This is a genomic window from Oscillibacter sp. KLE 1745, from assembly GCF_000469445.2.
GTDB lineage: Bacteria > Bacillota > Clostridia > Oscillospirales > Oscillospiraceae > Oscillibacter > Oscillibacter welbionis.
This window is the reverse complement of the sequence record NZ_KI271703.1, coordinates 58079-70954: the sequence shown is the minus strand read 5'-3', so window position 1 is coordinate 70954 and position 12876 is coordinate 58079. Positions and strand designations below refer to the sequence as shown.

General features: G+C 62.0%; 16 protein-coding genes. 6 read left to right on the top strand and 10 right to left on the bottom strand.

The genetic code is table 11. The annotated features are described in order from the left end of the window. Positions 1 to 26: 26 nt before the first annotated feature. The 4 genes from HMPREF1546_RS05630 to HMPREF1546_RS05615 form a co-directional block, all read right to left on the bottom strand. Positions 27 to 254 (bottom strand): hypothetical protein, encoded by a 228-nt coding sequence (locus HMPREF1546_RS05630; RefSeq protein WP_021748179.1) that lies wholly within the window; start codon positions 252 to 254, stop codon positions 27 to 29. 109 nt (positions 255 to 363) lie between these two features. Beyond that, on the bottom strand, positions 364 to 975 hold the full coding sequence (locus tag HMPREF1546_RS05625; protein WP_021748178.1) for an ABC-2 transporter permease: 612 nt from the start codon (positions 973 to 975) through the stop codon (positions 364 to 366). Beyond that, a complete protein-coding gene (locus HMPREF1546_RS05620; protein ID WP_021748177.1) occupies positions 972 to 1826 on the bottom strand; it encodes an ABC transporter ATP-binding protein in 855 nt (284 codons plus the stop codon). Before HMPREF1546_RS05620 ends, HMPREF1546_RS05625 begins: the two co-directional genes overlap by 4 nt. Beyond that, positions 1823 to 2209: a GntR family transcriptional regulator gene (locus HMPREF1546_RS05615; RefSeq protein ID WP_021748176.1), complete on the bottom strand. Its 387-nt coding sequence runs from the start codon at positions 2207 to 2209 to the stop codon at positions 1823 to 1825. Before HMPREF1546_RS05615 ends, HMPREF1546_RS05620 begins: the two co-directional genes overlap by 4 nt. Before the next feature lie 182 nt (positions 2210 to 2391). On the opposite strand from HMPREF1546_RS05615, the gene HMPREF1546_RS05610 reads away from it, so the two are divergent. Genes HMPREF1546_RS05610 through HMPREF1546_RS05595 form a run of 4 tightly spaced genes read left to right on the top strand, consistent with a single transcriptional unit; the run spans position 2392 to position 6584 of the window. Beyond that, positions 2392 to 3369, top strand: coding sequence for a hypothetical protein (locus HMPREF1546_RS05610; protein ID WP_036629678.1), 978 nt, complete (start codon positions 2392 to 2394; stop codon positions 3367 to 3369). Between the two features lie 18 nt (positions 3370 to 3387). Further along, entirely contained in the window at positions 3388 to 4758 is a 1371-nt protein-coding gene (locus HMPREF1546_RS05605; protein WP_021748173.1) for a VWA-like domain-containing protein, read from the top strand. Positions 4759 to 4770: 12 nt separating this feature from the next. Then, positions 4771 to 6294 (top strand): ATP-binding protein, encoded by a 1524-nt coding sequence (locus HMPREF1546_RS05600; RefSeq protein WP_021748172.1) that lies wholly within the window; start codon positions 4771 to 4773, stop codon positions 6292 to 6294. Beyond that, positions 6291 to 6584 carry a NifU family protein gene (locus HMPREF1546_RS05595; protein WP_021748171.1) on the top strand — a complete coding sequence of 98 codons (294 nt, stop codon included), beginning with the start codon at positions 6291 to 6293 and terminating at the stop codon, positions 6582 to 6584. The genes HMPREF1546_RS05600 and HMPREF1546_RS05595 overlap by 4 nt, the downstream gene beginning before the upstream one ends. Positions 6585 to 6648: 64 nt before the next feature. Here HMPREF1546_RS05595 and HMPREF1546_RS05590 read toward each other — a convergent pair whose 3' ends face one another. From HMPREF1546_RS05590 to HMPREF1546_RS05570, 5 genes are all read right to left on the bottom strand, one after another. Continuing rightward, positions 6649 to 8085, bottom strand: coding sequence for an S-layer homology domain-containing protein (locus HMPREF1546_RS05590; RefSeq protein WP_021748170.1), 1437 nt, complete (start codon positions 8083 to 8085; stop codon positions 6649 to 6651). A 79-nt stretch (positions 8086 to 8164) separates the two neighbouring features. Beyond that, complete coding sequence (locus HMPREF1546_RS05585) at positions 8165 to 9157, bottom strand: LCP family protein (RefSeq protein WP_021748169.1); 993 nt, start codon at positions 9155 to 9157, stop codon at positions 8165 to 8167. 155 nt (positions 9158 to 9312) lie between these two features. Continuing rightward, positions 9313 to 9573: a hypothetical protein gene (locus HMPREF1546_RS05580; RefSeq protein WP_021748168.1), complete on the bottom strand. Its 261-nt coding sequence runs from the start codon at positions 9571 to 9573 to the stop codon at positions 9313 to 9315. 46 nt (positions 9574 to 9619) lie between these two features. Next, positions 9620 to 9868 carry a sporulation transcriptional regulator SpoIIID gene (gene spoIIID, locus HMPREF1546_RS05575; protein ID WP_025545171.1) on the bottom strand — a complete coding sequence of 83 codons (249 nt, stop codon included), beginning with the start codon at positions 9866 to 9868 and terminating at the stop codon, positions 9620 to 9622. A gap of 145 nt (positions 9869 to 10013) precedes the next feature. After that, a complete protein-coding gene (locus tag HMPREF1546_RS05570; protein WP_021748166.1) occupies positions 10014 to 11177 on the bottom strand; it encodes a pyridoxal phosphate-dependent aminotransferase in 1164 nt (387 codons plus the stop codon). A 187-nt stretch (positions 11178 to 11364) separates the two neighbouring features. On the opposite strand from HMPREF1546_RS05570, the gene HMPREF1546_RS05565 reads away from it, so the two are divergent. Both HMPREF1546_RS05565 and HMPREF1546_RS05560 read left to right on the top strand, forming a co-directional pair. Continuing rightward, positions 11365 to 11589, top strand: a complete 225-nt coding sequence (locus tag HMPREF1546_RS05565; protein ID WP_021748165.1) for a hypothetical protein — start codon at positions 11365 to 11367, stop codon at positions 11587 to 11589. A gap of 95 nt (positions 11590 to 11684) precedes the next feature. Beyond that, positions 11685 to 12206 (top strand): nitroreductase family protein, encoded by a 522-nt coding sequence (locus HMPREF1546_RS05560; protein ID WP_021748164.1) that lies wholly within the window; start codon positions 11685 to 11687, stop codon positions 12204 to 12206. A gap of 136 nt (positions 12207 to 12342) precedes the next feature. On the opposite strand, the gene HMPREF1546_RS05555 is transcribed toward HMPREF1546_RS05560, so the two are convergent. Next, positions 12343 to 12843: a hypothetical protein gene (locus HMPREF1546_RS05555; RefSeq protein ID WP_025545173.1), complete on the bottom strand. Its 501-nt coding sequence runs from the start codon at positions 12841 to 12843 to the stop codon at positions 12343 to 12345. Positions 12844 to 12876: the final 33 nt, after the last annotated feature.

Sequence of the window (12876 nt, the reverse complement as noted above, 5' to 3'; positions counted from 1 at the left end):
AACTCCGCGCCCGGCCTTTGGAAGAGTCATGGAGCCCCGTAGGTCTGGTGGATCTGGACCAGCTCCATGGGGGACTCCACCCAATTCTCCACATACCCGCAGCCGCAGCAGACGTAGCGGATCACCGGGACCTTGCCCAGCAGGGTGTACCGGGTGGTGTAAATGTTGCTGCCGCTGGCGTAGCGGCTGGGGTGGTCGGGGATTCGGACGATGTCTCTGCTGCCGCACTTGGGACAGGTGTGCGAATTCTTCATTTCGGCTCCTTTCGATTCAGGAGGGCCGCCCCGCACAGGGCCAGCAACGCGGCCAGGTCCGCCGGGGCCGGCGCCGGGCGGAGCGTTTTCGGTGTATCCTCCATACCGCTCACCGGCTCCGGCGGCCGTAAAACCGGATGGCGAGAGGGATGGACACCACGCTCAGCACCACGGCGGCGATGGCGGCGGGAACCAGGGAGAGGGACAGATAGAAGCCGCCGTCCAGGGAGGACTGCTCAATGGTGGCGATGCCTCCGGCGCTGGCGCACACCAGAAAGATGATGAGGAACATCGCCAGCCGCCCCTTTTCTACGCCGAACCGGAACATCATGGGCAGGGTGATGTCCAGGATGCACACGGCCACGCACACGGACAGCAGGATGACGGGGATGGAGGGACCCTCCACATCGCTGAGCCAGATGACCGACAGGATGGTCTGAAGGACAAAGGTGGCCGCCGCCGAGACGGCCACGGCGATCCAGCCGAAGAGATACTTGCTCAGCACCACGTCCCGGGCGGAATACGGCATCATGGCAGCCATCTGGTCCCAGCGGCTCCGCTCGTCATAGGCCAGGGCGGTGTAGGGCAGCATAGAGGCATACACCACGGCAAAGGTGCTGTAAAACGTGCCGGGGATGCAGGAGAACACCAGAATTAACAGCAGGAAGATCTTCATCTGCCGGAAGATCACGTAGTAGTCTTTCAAAAGCAGGGCACTCATTGCTCCTTCGCTCCTTTCACCAAAAACAGGACGATATCCTCCACCGTGGGCCGCTCCAGCGCCCAGCCCGCAGGCACCAGCGCCCGCTTCACCAGGCACCGGACGCCGCCGAAGCTGCTGTTCTCCCGGGCTACCACGGCCCCGTCCTGAAGGCTGTTCACTTGATCTGCCGTGCCCACGAAGATGCCATACTCCTCCAGCAGCCGATCCTTCTCGTCGCAGAACAGCAGCTGCCCCTGGTGGAGGAAGGCGATATAGTCGCACAGCTTTTCCAGGTCGCTCAAAATGTGGGAGGAGATCAGGATGGAGTGGTCCTCCTCCCGGGTGAACTCGTTGAAGATCTCCAGCACCTCGTCCCGGACGATGGGGTCCAGGCCGGCAGTGGCCTCGTCCAGCACCAGCAGCCTGGGGCTGTGGCTCAGGGCCACGGCGATGGCCAGCTTCATCTTCATGCCACGGGAGAAGTCCTTGAAGGGCTTTTTCTCCGGCAGGCCGAAGCGGGTGAGGTAATTCTGGTACTGCTTTCCGTCCCAACGGCGGTAGGTCTTGGCCATGACGCCTCCCACCTGAAGGGCATTCAGACTCTCTGGGAAATAGGCCTCGTCCAGCACCACGCCGATGTCCTCTTTCAGGGAGAGAAACTCCGGCGCGGCGGAATCCGCCCCCAGGACGGTGCATCGGCCGCTGTCCGGCCGCAGAGCCCCCATCAGCAGGCGGATGGTGGTGGACTTGCCGGCGCCATTCTCTCCCACCAGGCCGCAGATGGTGCCGCTGGGCACGGTGAGGGACAGGTCCTGTAAGGTAAAGCCGGGAAAGTGTTTCGTCACATGGCTCAATTCAATGGCGTTCATACGTGAGGTTCCTCCTCTTTCAGCAGGATGCGGAGCATTTCCATCAGCTCCGGTGCCGAGACGCCGCACTGGGCGGCCAGCTCCACGGCGGCGTCCAGGTGGTCCTCCAGCTCCTTCAGCTTCTGCTCCCGGATCAGGTCCAGATTCTTTTCCGCCACAAAGCAGCCCTTGCCGGCCACGGTGTAGAGGAAGCCGTCGGCCTCCAGCTCGTCGTAGGCCCGCTTGGTGGTGATGACGGAGATCCGCAGGTCCTTGGCCAGGGCTCGGATGGAGGGCAGCGCCTCTCCGGGGGAGAGCTTCCCGGCAATGATCTGGGCTTTGATCTGGGAGTAGATCTGATCGTAGATGGGTTGGTTGGTGGTATTGCGGATGATGAGTTCCATGGAAGTCACTCCTGTTCGTACTGTACATTTACAGTATATACAGTATGCACGGATTGTCAAGAGGGAAATGCTGGATCCCGCAAAAATTTTTCTGGTCCTTGGGGCTAGGCTCGCAACAGAAAATGTGATACACTACTAAAGCTGAGACTGACGGCTTGTCCGGAGAAAAGGAGGTGAGCGCCGTGGAGACCATCCCCGGCAGCGGAAACTGGAAGCTAACCATTCGCCGGGAGGCGGCGGGGATCACCATCCTGCGGGCGGCCACCTGCGACGCCCGGGCCCGCCTGCCGGAGACGTTATACGGCCTGCCGGTGACGGCCCTGGGGGACCACGCCCTCTCGCCCACCGCCGCTTCCGCGGAGGGGGAGGACCTGCTGGTGACCTGCGGCGCCGGGACGGACCCGGGGACCTGGAGCAACCGGGACCTGGAGGACCTGACCCTGCCCCGGTCCCTGGAGCGGGTGGGGGATTACGCCCTGATGAACTGCGGCGGCCTGCGGACCCTGCGGCTTCACGACGGCATCGGTCAGTGGGGCGGCGGGGTGCTGATGAACTGCAGACGGCTGGCAGCCTTCCATCTGACCCGGGTGGGGGAGCAGGGGGACACCCTGGCCTGGTTTGCCGACGAACTGCCCTGGGAGCTGGACGTCACCGTGGAGGAGACGGACGGCACCGTGTTCCGTTTGCTCTTTCCGGAGTACCGGGAGGTCTATGAGGAGAACTGTCCGGCCCATCACTTTGATTACAACATCTTCGGCGCCGGATATCCCTATCACCACTCCTTCCGCCGGAAGCGGCTGGACCTGCGGACGTATGACGAGCTGTGGAGCGGTTTTCTGGGCATGGAGCACGATGAGGACTGCGCGGTGCGGCTGGCCTTCTGGCGGCTGCGCTACCCGGTGGAGCTGACGCCCCGGGCGGAGGGGCAGTACCTGTCCTACCTCCGGGCCCACGCCGGAGAGGCGGCAGTCTGGCTGGTGGGAGAGCGGGACATGCCGGGGCTGGCGTTTCTGCTGAGGACGGCGGAGCCGGACCGGGAGGCCCTGTCCGCCGCCTGCGCCCTGGCGAGGGAGAGCGGGGTCTCCGAGGCCCTGGCCCTGCTGCTGGAACAGCAGCGGGATGCGGCCCCCCGGGGGCTGGACAAGACTTTTGACTTATAGCAGGGAAGGAGGCGCACCATGGCGGCCAAGGACCTGACGGCCATCGGACTGGAGATTTTGCAGACGGCCCGGAATGAACTGTATCTAAATCTGCCCTATCTGGATGTGGCGCTGTGCAGCCTGGACTTCCAGCCCGGCGGCGGTGTGACGCTGTCCCTGGCCACCGACGGGGAGACGCTGTACTACGACGGCAGCTTCCTCTCGGAGCGGTATCTCCGGTCCCGGACGGCGGTGGACCGGGCCTATCTCCACGTGCTGCTCCACTGTATGCTGCGGCACCTGTGGAAGAAGCGGGGCAGAGCGCCGGAGCTTTGGGACCTGGCCTGCGACGTCGCGGTGGAGAGCATCCTGGACGAGCTGGACTACCCCTGTCTGGCCGGGGGCTTCGTCCCCGCCAAGCAGAAGTTCTACGGCGAGTGCCGGGCAGAGATGCCGGTGCTGACGGCAGAGGGTATCTACCGCCATCTCCTGCGGCTGGACCTGCCGGAGTACGAGCTGGCCCGGCTCCAGCGGACCTTTCTGGTGGACGATCATGGCCTGTGGGATCCGGACCAGCAGGACCAGGAGCAGCAGAAGCAGCGGGAGCAGAAGTGGCAGGGCGTCTCCGAAAAGACCCAGACAGGACTGGAGACGGTGCTGGCCGGCAAGGCCACCGGCGGCGAGGCGGTGCTGGAGCAGATCCAGGTGGCCAACCGGGACGACGTGGACTACCGGACCTTCCTCCGGAGGTTCGCCGTACCCCGGGAGGTGATGGCGGTAGACGGAGATGCCTTCGACTACATCTTCTACACTTATGGCCTCCAGCTCTACGGCAACATGCCGCTGGTGGAGCCGCCGGAGACGAAGGAGGAGAAGCGGATCGAGGACTTCGTCATCGCCGTGGACACCTCTATGTCCACCTCCGGCGAGCTGGTGCGGCAGTTTCTGGCCTGCACCTACGCCATCCTCCGCAGCACGGAGACCTTCACTCGGAAGGTGAACATCCGCATTCTCCAGTGCGACGACCAGGTCCGGTCCGACACCCCCATCCGCGACCTGGAGGAATTGAAAGCCTATATGGAGAACTTCTCTCTGATGGGCGGCAGCGCCACGGACTTCCGGCCGGTGTTTGAACACGTGGCGGAGCTCCAGGTAGAGGGGGCCTTCACCTCCCTTCGGGGGCTGGTGTACTTCACCGACGGCATGGGCGTCTATCCCCGGAAGCGGCCGCCCTATGACACGGCCTTCGTGCTGCTGGAGGAGCCGCCCCTGTCCGTAAAGATGCCCCCCTGGGCCATCCGGCTGGTGGTGCCCACCCCGGCCCTGGAACAGGCCGCCCGGGAGGCAGCGGAGGAGGCCAAAGCCGCCGGGCTGGACCTGATCGATTTGGACGAACTTCCCCAACTGTAAGGAGCTAACGATATGAACATCAAACAGGCAAAGCAGGAGATCACCAATACCTTGAAGGCGTATCTGGCCAAGGACCAGCTGGGGAACTACCTGATCCCCACAGTGCGCCAGCGGCCGGTGCTGCTGATGGGCCCGCCGGGCGTGGGCAAGACCCAGATCATGGAGCAGATCGCCGCCGAGACCGGCGTGGGCCTGGTGGCCTACACCATCACCCACCACACCCGACAGAGCGCCATCGGCCTGCCCTTCATCGAAAAGCGGACTTATGGCGGGGAGGAGGTCTCCGTCACCGAGTACACCATGAGCGAGATCCTCTCCTCCGTTTACCGGCTGATGGAGCGGACCGGACTGCAGGAGGGCATCCTCTTCCTGGACGAGATCAACTGCGTCAGCGAGACCCTGGCCCCCATGATGCTCCAGTTCCTCCAGTGCAAGACTTTCGGCAACCAGGCCCTTCCCGAGGGGTGGCTGATCGTGGCGGCGGGCAACCCGCCGGAGTACAACAAGTCCGTCCGGGACTTCGACGTGGTGACCCTGGACCGGGTGAAGCGCATCGACGTGGAGGAGGACTACGGCGTGTGGAAGGAGTACGCCCGCCGGAAGAACCTCCACGGGGCCATCCTCTCCTACCTGGACATCAAGAAGGACAACTTCTACCGCATCGAGAACACGGCAGACGGCCTCCAGTTTGCCACCGCCCGGGGCTGGGAGGATCTCAGCGAACTGCTGTACGCTTATGAGACCCTGGGCATCCGGGCGGACCGGGAGGTGGTGGGGCAGTACATCCAGATGCCCCGCATTGCCAAGGACTTCGCCAATTACCTGGAGATGTTCTACAAGTATCAAAAGACCTACCACGTGGAGGGGATCCTCAGCGGCACCTGGGAGAACATCACCGTGCTGGAGCTGCGGGAGGCGCCCTTTGATGAGAAGCTCTCCGTCATGGGGCTGGTGCTGTCCCGGCTCAGCGAGGAAGCCCGGAACACCCGCTGCCAGGACGCCCTGACCGACGCCCTCCACACCTCCCTGACAGAGTTTCGGGAGAAGATCGCGGACGCGCCGCCGCTGACGGTGCTGGACCAGCTGCTGTGGAAGCGGCGCACTGCCATGAAGCAGGCCAAAGAGGCCGGCCAGTTGGACAAGGAGTCCCGGGACCTCAAGCAGCGGGAGATCAACGCCCTGGAGGACTACCGCCAGCGGCTGGACCGGGAGGCCGTGGGCCCGGAAGGGGCTATGGACGCCGTCCGGGGCTGGTTCGGTGAAGAGGTGGAGCGGCGGAAGGCCATGGCCATGGAGACGAAGGCCATGTTCGACAACGCCTTCCGTTTCCTGGAGGCCACCTTCGGCGACAGCCAGGATCTGGTGATCTTCGTCACGGAGATCACTGCCGGGTACGACACCTCCTGGTTCGTGGAGCAGTTTGGCTGTGACGCCTATTTCCGCCACAACCGGGAGCTGCTGTTTGACAGCACCCGCCACCGCATCCGGGAGGAGATTGCCGCCGCCAAGGCGGCAGAACAGGAGGAAAACACATGAGGGAAGAGTGGAAGCAGATCGAAGCCGTGCTGGACGAGAAGGTGCGCCCGTCTCTCCGGGCCCACGGGGGTGAGCTGGAGATCGACCACCTGGAGGACGGCGTGCTGTATATCAAGCTGCTGGGCCAGTGTGCCGGGTGCCCCTCCGCGGACCTGACCAACGAGACGCTGATCGAGCATGAGCTGACGGCTGCCCTGCCGGAGCTGGTGCAGAAGGTCGTGGTGGTCCAGACTGTCAGCGACGAGCTGTGGGAGCAGGCCAAGCGGCTGCTGCGGGACCATCATCTTTGAAAGTCGGCAGCCCCTGAAGAGAAAAAAGCGCCCCCGGCAAAAGCCGGGGGCGCTTTTCAACAGCTTACCAGCTGTGGTGCTGCCAGGACTCTTCGGCAGTCATGGCGAAGTAGTCGTAATTGGGGGCGGGGCCGCTGTCGCCCCAGGTGGTGTCGATGTGGTAGTCTGTGCCGTCCAAGGTGGCCACGGTCCAGATGTGGGAGTTGTTGGAGAGGGCTGTGCAGTCGATGCCCTCCAGCTTCAGCAGCAGGTTGTAGGCGCCGGTGTACCCGTCGCACACGGCGGTGCCGTTTTCAAACAGGCTGTATGCAATATGGCTCAGGGAGCTGTCCCCGGCGGTGTAATCATAGACGCAGTTGTCGCAGATCCAGGTGAAGTAGACCTGGGCCTTCTCATAGTCGGACATGGAGGTGGTGATCTCTCCGCTCTCCCATAGGGCATCATGGACGGCAATGGCCGCCTCCATGGCCGCGTCGCGGTAAGTCAGGATCTGATCTCCCGCGCTGGCGGCGGAGAAGGTGAGGGTGATGGACCCGTCCGCAGAATAGGTGCAGTTGACCGTGTTGTAGCACTGCTCACAATAGGTTTTCACAGCTGCCAGGGCTGCCTCCATCACCCGTCGGGCGGAGGTTACGGAGAGACTGGGGTACTGCAGGACCAGCGTGTTCTGGTTGGATGCCAGCATGTAGCGGACGCTTTCATCTATCTCCGCCGCAGTGGCGGGAGCGGCGATATACGTCCCCAAGGGCACCAGATCTCCCATGGCAGCGCCCTGGGCGCTCCAGGACTCCTTTCCCAGGTCCCAGTCCGGCGTTGCCCGTAGGCTTGGATCCACCATGCGGGTCAGCATGGCGGCGGCCGCGCCCCGGGTGATGGGCTGGTCCGGCAGGAAGGAGCCAGCGGCGTCGCTGCCTACGGACACGCCGGTGCGGTAGAGGGTCAGGATGTCCTGGTAATAGGGGGTGTACTCGGTCACGTCGGTGATGAACTGGCGGCTGGCGTAAGCCTGAGTTACCAGGTCCGCGTGAACGGGCGGCAGGGCCTCCTCCGGAAGGGTGTTTGCCAGCACATGGGCCACCTGGGCCCGGGTGGCGGGGGTGGAGAGGGACTTGTCCAGCTCCGTGCCGATGACACCCTCCGCCTGGAGATAACGCAGGTACCGGAGGGCCGCGGCCTCATTCTCGGCGGCGTAGGCGCCTGGACCTGCCTCCGCGTCTCCGGTGCGGTACAGACTGCGGATGCGGCCGGCGAAAATCACCACCTGCCCAACGGTCAGCTGGTCTCGCAGGCCGAAAGTGCCGTCGGCCTTGCCTACGGAGAGACCATACGCATACAGCGCCGCCACATTGTCGTAGAACGTGGACTCCGGTGTCAGGTCGGAGAACTGGCCGGCGTAGGTTTTGCTGCGGACAAAATTGTCCGGGGTGTCCTGGGCGGCCCAGGCGGGGACAGTAAGAGCAAGCGCCAGTGCCAGCACCAGCGCGGGGACCCGTTTCTTCATGACGGCACCTCCTTATACAAAATGGAAGATCGAATTCAGGATTTCTGCCTGATGGAACAAAACGCGGACAGGGGCCTTTTCAGGAGGGGATGTCCAAATCCTCCATGGTCCGGTCCTCCACATAGGGATTCAGGTACTGGTTGACCAGCTCCAGAGTGGCGTCCGGGTCCAGATAGATGTAGGGGGAGCGCCACTCGTTGGGCAGAGTGGAGAAGGAGATCTTATCCACACCCATGCTGATGGCCTCCTTCCCCAGCCAGGCCAGGTTCCCAAGAGACAGGTCCGTGTCCACATACTGCTGGAAGATCTTGGCGAACTCCCCCACCTTGTCCACGTTGGAGAGCGTCAGCGTCTGTTGAGCCACGGCTTTTAGGAAGTTCTGCTGGGTCTGCATCCGGCCGATGTCCTCGCTGCCGTAGCCGGAGCCGTCATTATTGTGGCGGAAGCGGACCACCTTCAGCGCCTCCGCACCGGAGAGATGCTGCATCCCGGCGGAGAAGTGGATGTGCAGGTCCTGGTAAGGATCGTCGTAATTCATGCTGATGGGGACTTCAAAGTCCACGCCGCCGATGGCATTCACCAGCGCGGCGAAGCCGTCCAGATCCACGGTTACCGTAAAATCCACTGGGATGCCCAGCTGCTGGGAGATGGTCTCGGCCAGCAGAGCGGTCCCGCCGGAGTTATAGGCGAAGTTGATCTTGTGGTTCTTTCCATTGATGACGGCCTTGGTGTCCCGGGGGATGCTGACACCATAGATGTAGTCGTTCTCCGCATCCACGGCCACCAGGATATTGGTGTCGCTGCCGCCATTGTGGTCATCCACGCCGGACACCAGAATGGTGTAGAAATAGGGCTTGCGCTCCAGATGGGCCGCCTGGGCCAGGACTTCTGCGTCCTGGGCGGTGTCTTCGGCGGAGACCTCCTCCGCTTCGTCGGGCCGGGTGGTTTCGGCGGGGACCTCAGGGGGACGGAAGAGACAGAAGTAGCCGGCATACAGTGCGGCGGCCACAAAGACCACGAGAAGCAGCAGTCTGCTCCAGCTGCGCCGTCTCCGGCGGGTTCTCTTTGCCATATTCAAAACGCTCCTTACAGCCGCGGCGGTGCCGCGGGGGTTTCTTTGGAAAAACTGGGTGAGAAGATTTACATAATACTCGTTGCAACATTATAAAACGGGAAGCGGAAAAACACAAGAGGAAAATGGCGTGCCGGAGCGCGGCACGCCATTTTTCAGGAATTCTCCGCATCTTCCCGGGTCTCCTCCGGAACCAGCTGCTGCAAGAGAGTCTTGATGTCAGCCAGCAATTGGTTCTGATAGGAGAGGGCGCATCGTATGTAATGGAGTGCCGGATCCAGGTCCTGGATGGGCTCCACGCCCTCCACCGGGTGAGGCCAGCGGCGGACGGGAGGCTCCGGGGTGGCCGGCACTGCGGCGACCGGGGGCTCCGGTGTGGACCGGGCCACGCGGCGGCAGCGGGATTGCTTTGCCATATCGATTCCTCCGTTGCGAGCTTTCTAAGACTAGTCTATGCGCATTTTATTCCCCGCGGTACTTTTTCCGGGTGGCGATGCCGCCGCGGATGTGTCGCTGGGCCTTGTTCACCTCCAGGACTTCCTTCACCTGCTGGTACAGCACCCGATTGAACTGGGGCAGCCGTTCGGAGATGTCCTTGTGCACTGTGGATTTGCTGATGCCGAATTTCTGTGCGGCGGCGCGGACCGTGGTCCGGTTTTCGATGATGTACTGAGCCAGCCGTTCGGCCCGCTCCTCCATGTTACCCTTCAAAACACAACACTCCCCGCCTCTTGTTGCTCCATCCTATGCGGGGAGAAAAAGGGATATGCGCGGACTGGGGCGGAGGGAAGAGAACCTCTTCTGTCTTTAGACGAAAAAGGGCCCGTCCGGGTTTTCCGGACGGGCCCGAGGGGGATTATTTTTTCAGCTTCTGGATCTTCTCCAGCCGGTTCAGGGCCTCGTTGAGGGTGTCGTCATTCTTGGCGAAGTGGAGGCGGATCAGGTGGTTCACCGGCTCCCGGAAGAAGCTGGAGCCGGGCACGGCCCCCACGCCCACCTCCCGGGCCAGGTTCTTGCAGAACTGCAGATCGCTCTCATAGCCGTACTCTCTGATGTCCAGCAGCACGTAGTAGGCGCCCTCCGGGTCATTGTGGGAGATGTGCAGGTCATCCAGCCCCTTGAGAAACAGGTCCTTCTTGTGGGTGTACTTGGCCAGCAGGTCGTCATAGTAGTCCTGGCCGAACTCCAGGCCGGGGATTACCGCCTCCTGCAGCGGCGCGGCGCAGCCCACCGTCAGAAAGTCGTGGACCTTCTTGGCCCGGTCGATGATCTCCTCCGGCGCGATGATGTATCCCAGCCGCCAGCCGGTGATGGAGTAGGTCTTGGACAGGGAGGAGCAGGACAGCGTCCGGTTCCACATCCCCGGCAGGGTGGCGAAGTAGGTGTGCCGGTGGGGGGCGTAGACGATGTGCTCATACACCTCATCGGTGATGACGTAGGTGTCGTATCTGGTGGCCATCTCCGCAATGGTCAGCAGCTCCTCCCGGGTGAAGACCCGGCCGCAGGGGTTGGAGGGGTTGCACAGCACCAGGGCCTTGGGACGTTGGCGGAAGGCAGCCTCCAGCTCGTCCACGTCGAAGGTGAAGGCGGGCGGGTGCAGTGGCACATAGATGGGCTCCGCCCCGGAGAGGATGGTGTCTGCCCCATAGTTCTCATAGAAGGGGGAGAAGACGATGACCTTGTCCCCGGGGTTGGCCGCGGTCATCATGGCGCACATCATAGCCTCGGTGGAGCCGCAGGTGGCCACGATTTCCTTGTCCGGGTCGATGGTGCGGCCCATATAGCGGGACTGCTTGCGGGCCAGGGCCTCTCGGAAGTTCTGGGCCCCCCAGGTGACGGAGTACTGATGGGGGCCCTCCCGGGCCACCTGGGCCAGCCGTTCCAGGATCGCCTGGGGCGGCTCGAAGTCGGGGAAGCCCTGGGACAGGTTCACCGCGCCGTACTTCAGGGAGACGCGGGTCATCCGCCGGATCACGGAATCGGTGAAACTGGCGGTGCGTTCAGAAAGAGGCTGGGGCATGGTCAAAATCACTCCTTAATTTGGAACAGTTGGGAAAAAGTCCTGCCAAAGCGCAATATTTTTATCAGTATAGCACGTCACGGGACAGCTGTCACCTCCGGAATCCGCAAAGGGGCGATACCTGATGTGAAAAAACGTTGGGAATTCCGGGGGGATGTGCTATAATAGATGAGAAAGGGGCACGGCCATGCACGTTGCATTTTCCGCTCTGCTGGCGGAGGGGCGGCCTTTTCTGGGGACCTTCATCCAGTCCGCTGCACCGGAGTTTGTGGAGGCCGCGGGCTACGCCGGGTTCCGGTTCTTGACCGTGGATCTGGAGCACACCTATTACGGCCCGGAGAAAACTGTGGAGATGGTCCGGGCCGGGGAAGCGGCGGACCTGTGCGTCCTGGCCTGCGCGACACCATCCTGATGTACCAAAAGTGCCGGGAGATTATGGGGCAGGTGCTGGAACCCGGAGCCATTTGATTTTCAAAGCAACATAACGATAGAAAGGAAGCTGCGAACATGAACGAGACATTGAAGGTTTTGAAGGAGCGCCGGAGCGTCCGCAAGTACAAGGCGGAGCAGATCAGGGACGAGGAGCTGAACGCCATTCTGGAGGCGGGCACCTGGGCGCCTTCCGCCAAGGGACTCCAGACCTCTGTCATGGTGGTGGTCCAGGACCCGGAGACCATTGCCTGGATGTCCAAGCTGAACGCGGAGATCCAGGGCAATCCCGGCACGGATCCCTTCTACGGTGCCCCCACCGTGGTGGTGGTTCTGGGGGACGGAGAGAAGCTGAACTGGCTGCAGGACGGCTCCCTGGTGATGGGAAACCTGATGACCGCTGCCGCGGCTTTGGGACTGGGCTCCTGCTGGATCAACCGGGCCATGGAGCTTTTTGACCGACCGGAGGGCAAGGAACTGCTGAAGAAGTGGGGGCTGCCGGAGACCTACCGTGGTGTGGGCAACTGCATCCTGGGGTATGTGGAGGGGGACCTGCCCGCCCCCAAGCCCCGGAAGGACGGCTGGATCCTCCGCGTGTGACAGATACACAGGGCGGCGGGAGCATTCCCGCCGCCCTGCTGTTTTGCTGCGGTAGCCCTTGGCGAATCGTATGCAATCGCTTCATTTGGTGAAATCAACAGAGAGGCCTGTAGATATGATCGGCTTGTGATTGCGCTCAAAAAGATGAAAGTTCCCACTTGATTGTATCCATATCCACATAGGCATGTACTGGATTGCGTGGATCAAGATAAATAACGGGCTGCTGAAAATCAGTAGCCGGCTTTATCCATGACAAGAGGCTTTTGACTGTATAAGTCCGTCCGCCATAACAGTAGGAGCATTGAACGACCCACGGAGAGCATTGCCCGGGCCAGTTTACAAATGTCTTTGTGTTCCAGTTGATCCAAACTAGATGTCGAACGGATTGAATTTTTCCGACCACTGAAATGCCGTTTGTTTTTAGGTGCTTTCTGCGCTGCTCCTGCAGACCGCACCTCGCCAAACAGACAATACTGCCCAATAAAAGGATCGCCCCGATTGGGATAAAAAACCAATTGCAGCCGCCATTCACAGGGATGTCTGTGATATAAAAGAGCATCCCGAGGAAAACAAAAATGATTCCCATCAACCCAAATATAAAAGCACATAAGGACCAGATCGTTTGGGGCTGGCGCATACAATCCCTCCTGATACACAGGCTCACTGGAAA

Excerpts from the sequence above, each read along its gene's own strand:
- HMPREF1546_RS05580 (WP_021748168.1), bottom strand. The coding sequence starts at position 9,573 with ATGGCAAAGCAATCCCGCTGCCGCCGCGTGGCCCGGTCCACACCGGAG.
- HMPREF1546_RS05620 (WP_021748177.1), bottom strand. The coding sequence starts at position 1,826 with ATGAACGCCATTGAATTGAGCCATGTGACGAAACACTTTCCCGGCTTT.
- HMPREF1546_RS05595 (WP_021748171.1), top strand. The coding sequence starts at position 6,291 with ATGAGGGAAGAGTGGAAGCAGATCGAAGCCGTGCTGGACGAGAAGGTG.
- HMPREF1546_RS05615 (WP_021748176.1), bottom strand. The coding sequence starts at position 2,209 with ATGGAACTCATCATCCGCAATACCACCAACCAACCCATCTACGATCAG.
- HMPREF1546_RS05590 (WP_021748170.1), bottom strand. The coding sequence starts at position 8,085 with ATGAAGAAACGGGTCCCCGCGCTGGTGCTGGCACTGGCGCTTGCTCTT.
- HMPREF1546_RS05565 (WP_021748165.1), top strand. The coding sequence starts at position 11,365 with ATGCACGTTGCATTTTCCGCTCTGCTGGCGGAGGGGCGGCCTTTTCTG.
- HMPREF1546_RS05560 (WP_021748164.1), top strand. The coding sequence starts at position 11,685 with ATGAACGAGACATTGAAGGTTTTGAAGGAGCGCCGGAGCGTCCGCAAG.
- HMPREF1546_RS05600 (WP_021748172.1), top strand. The coding sequence starts at position 4,771 with ATGAACATCAAACAGGCAAAGCAGGAGATCACCAATACCTTGAAGGCG.
- HMPREF1546_RS05630 (WP_021748179.1), bottom strand. The coding sequence starts at position 254 with ATGAAGAATTCGCACACCTGTCCCAAGTGCGGCAGCAGAGACATCGTC.
- HMPREF1546_RS05625 (WP_021748178.1), bottom strand. The coding sequence starts at position 975 with ATGAGTGCCCTGCTTTTGAAAGACTACTACGTGATCTTCCGGCAGATG.
- HMPREF1546_RS05585 (WP_021748169.1), bottom strand. The coding sequence starts at position 9,157 with ATGGCAAAGAGAACCCGCCGGAGACGGCGCAGCTGGAGCAGACTGCTG.
- HMPREF1546_RS05605 (WP_021748173.1), top strand. The coding sequence starts at position 3,388 with ATGGCGGCCAAGGACCTGACGGCCATCGGACTGGAGATTTTGCAGACG.
- HMPREF1546_RS05555 (WP_025545173.1), bottom strand. The coding sequence starts at position 12,843 with ATGCGCCAGCCCCAAACGATCTGGTCCTTATGTGCTTTTATATTTGGG.
- HMPREF1546_RS05570 (WP_021748166.1), bottom strand. The coding sequence starts at position 11,177 with ATGCCCCAGCCTCTTTCTGAACGCACCGCCAGTTTCACCGATTCCGTG.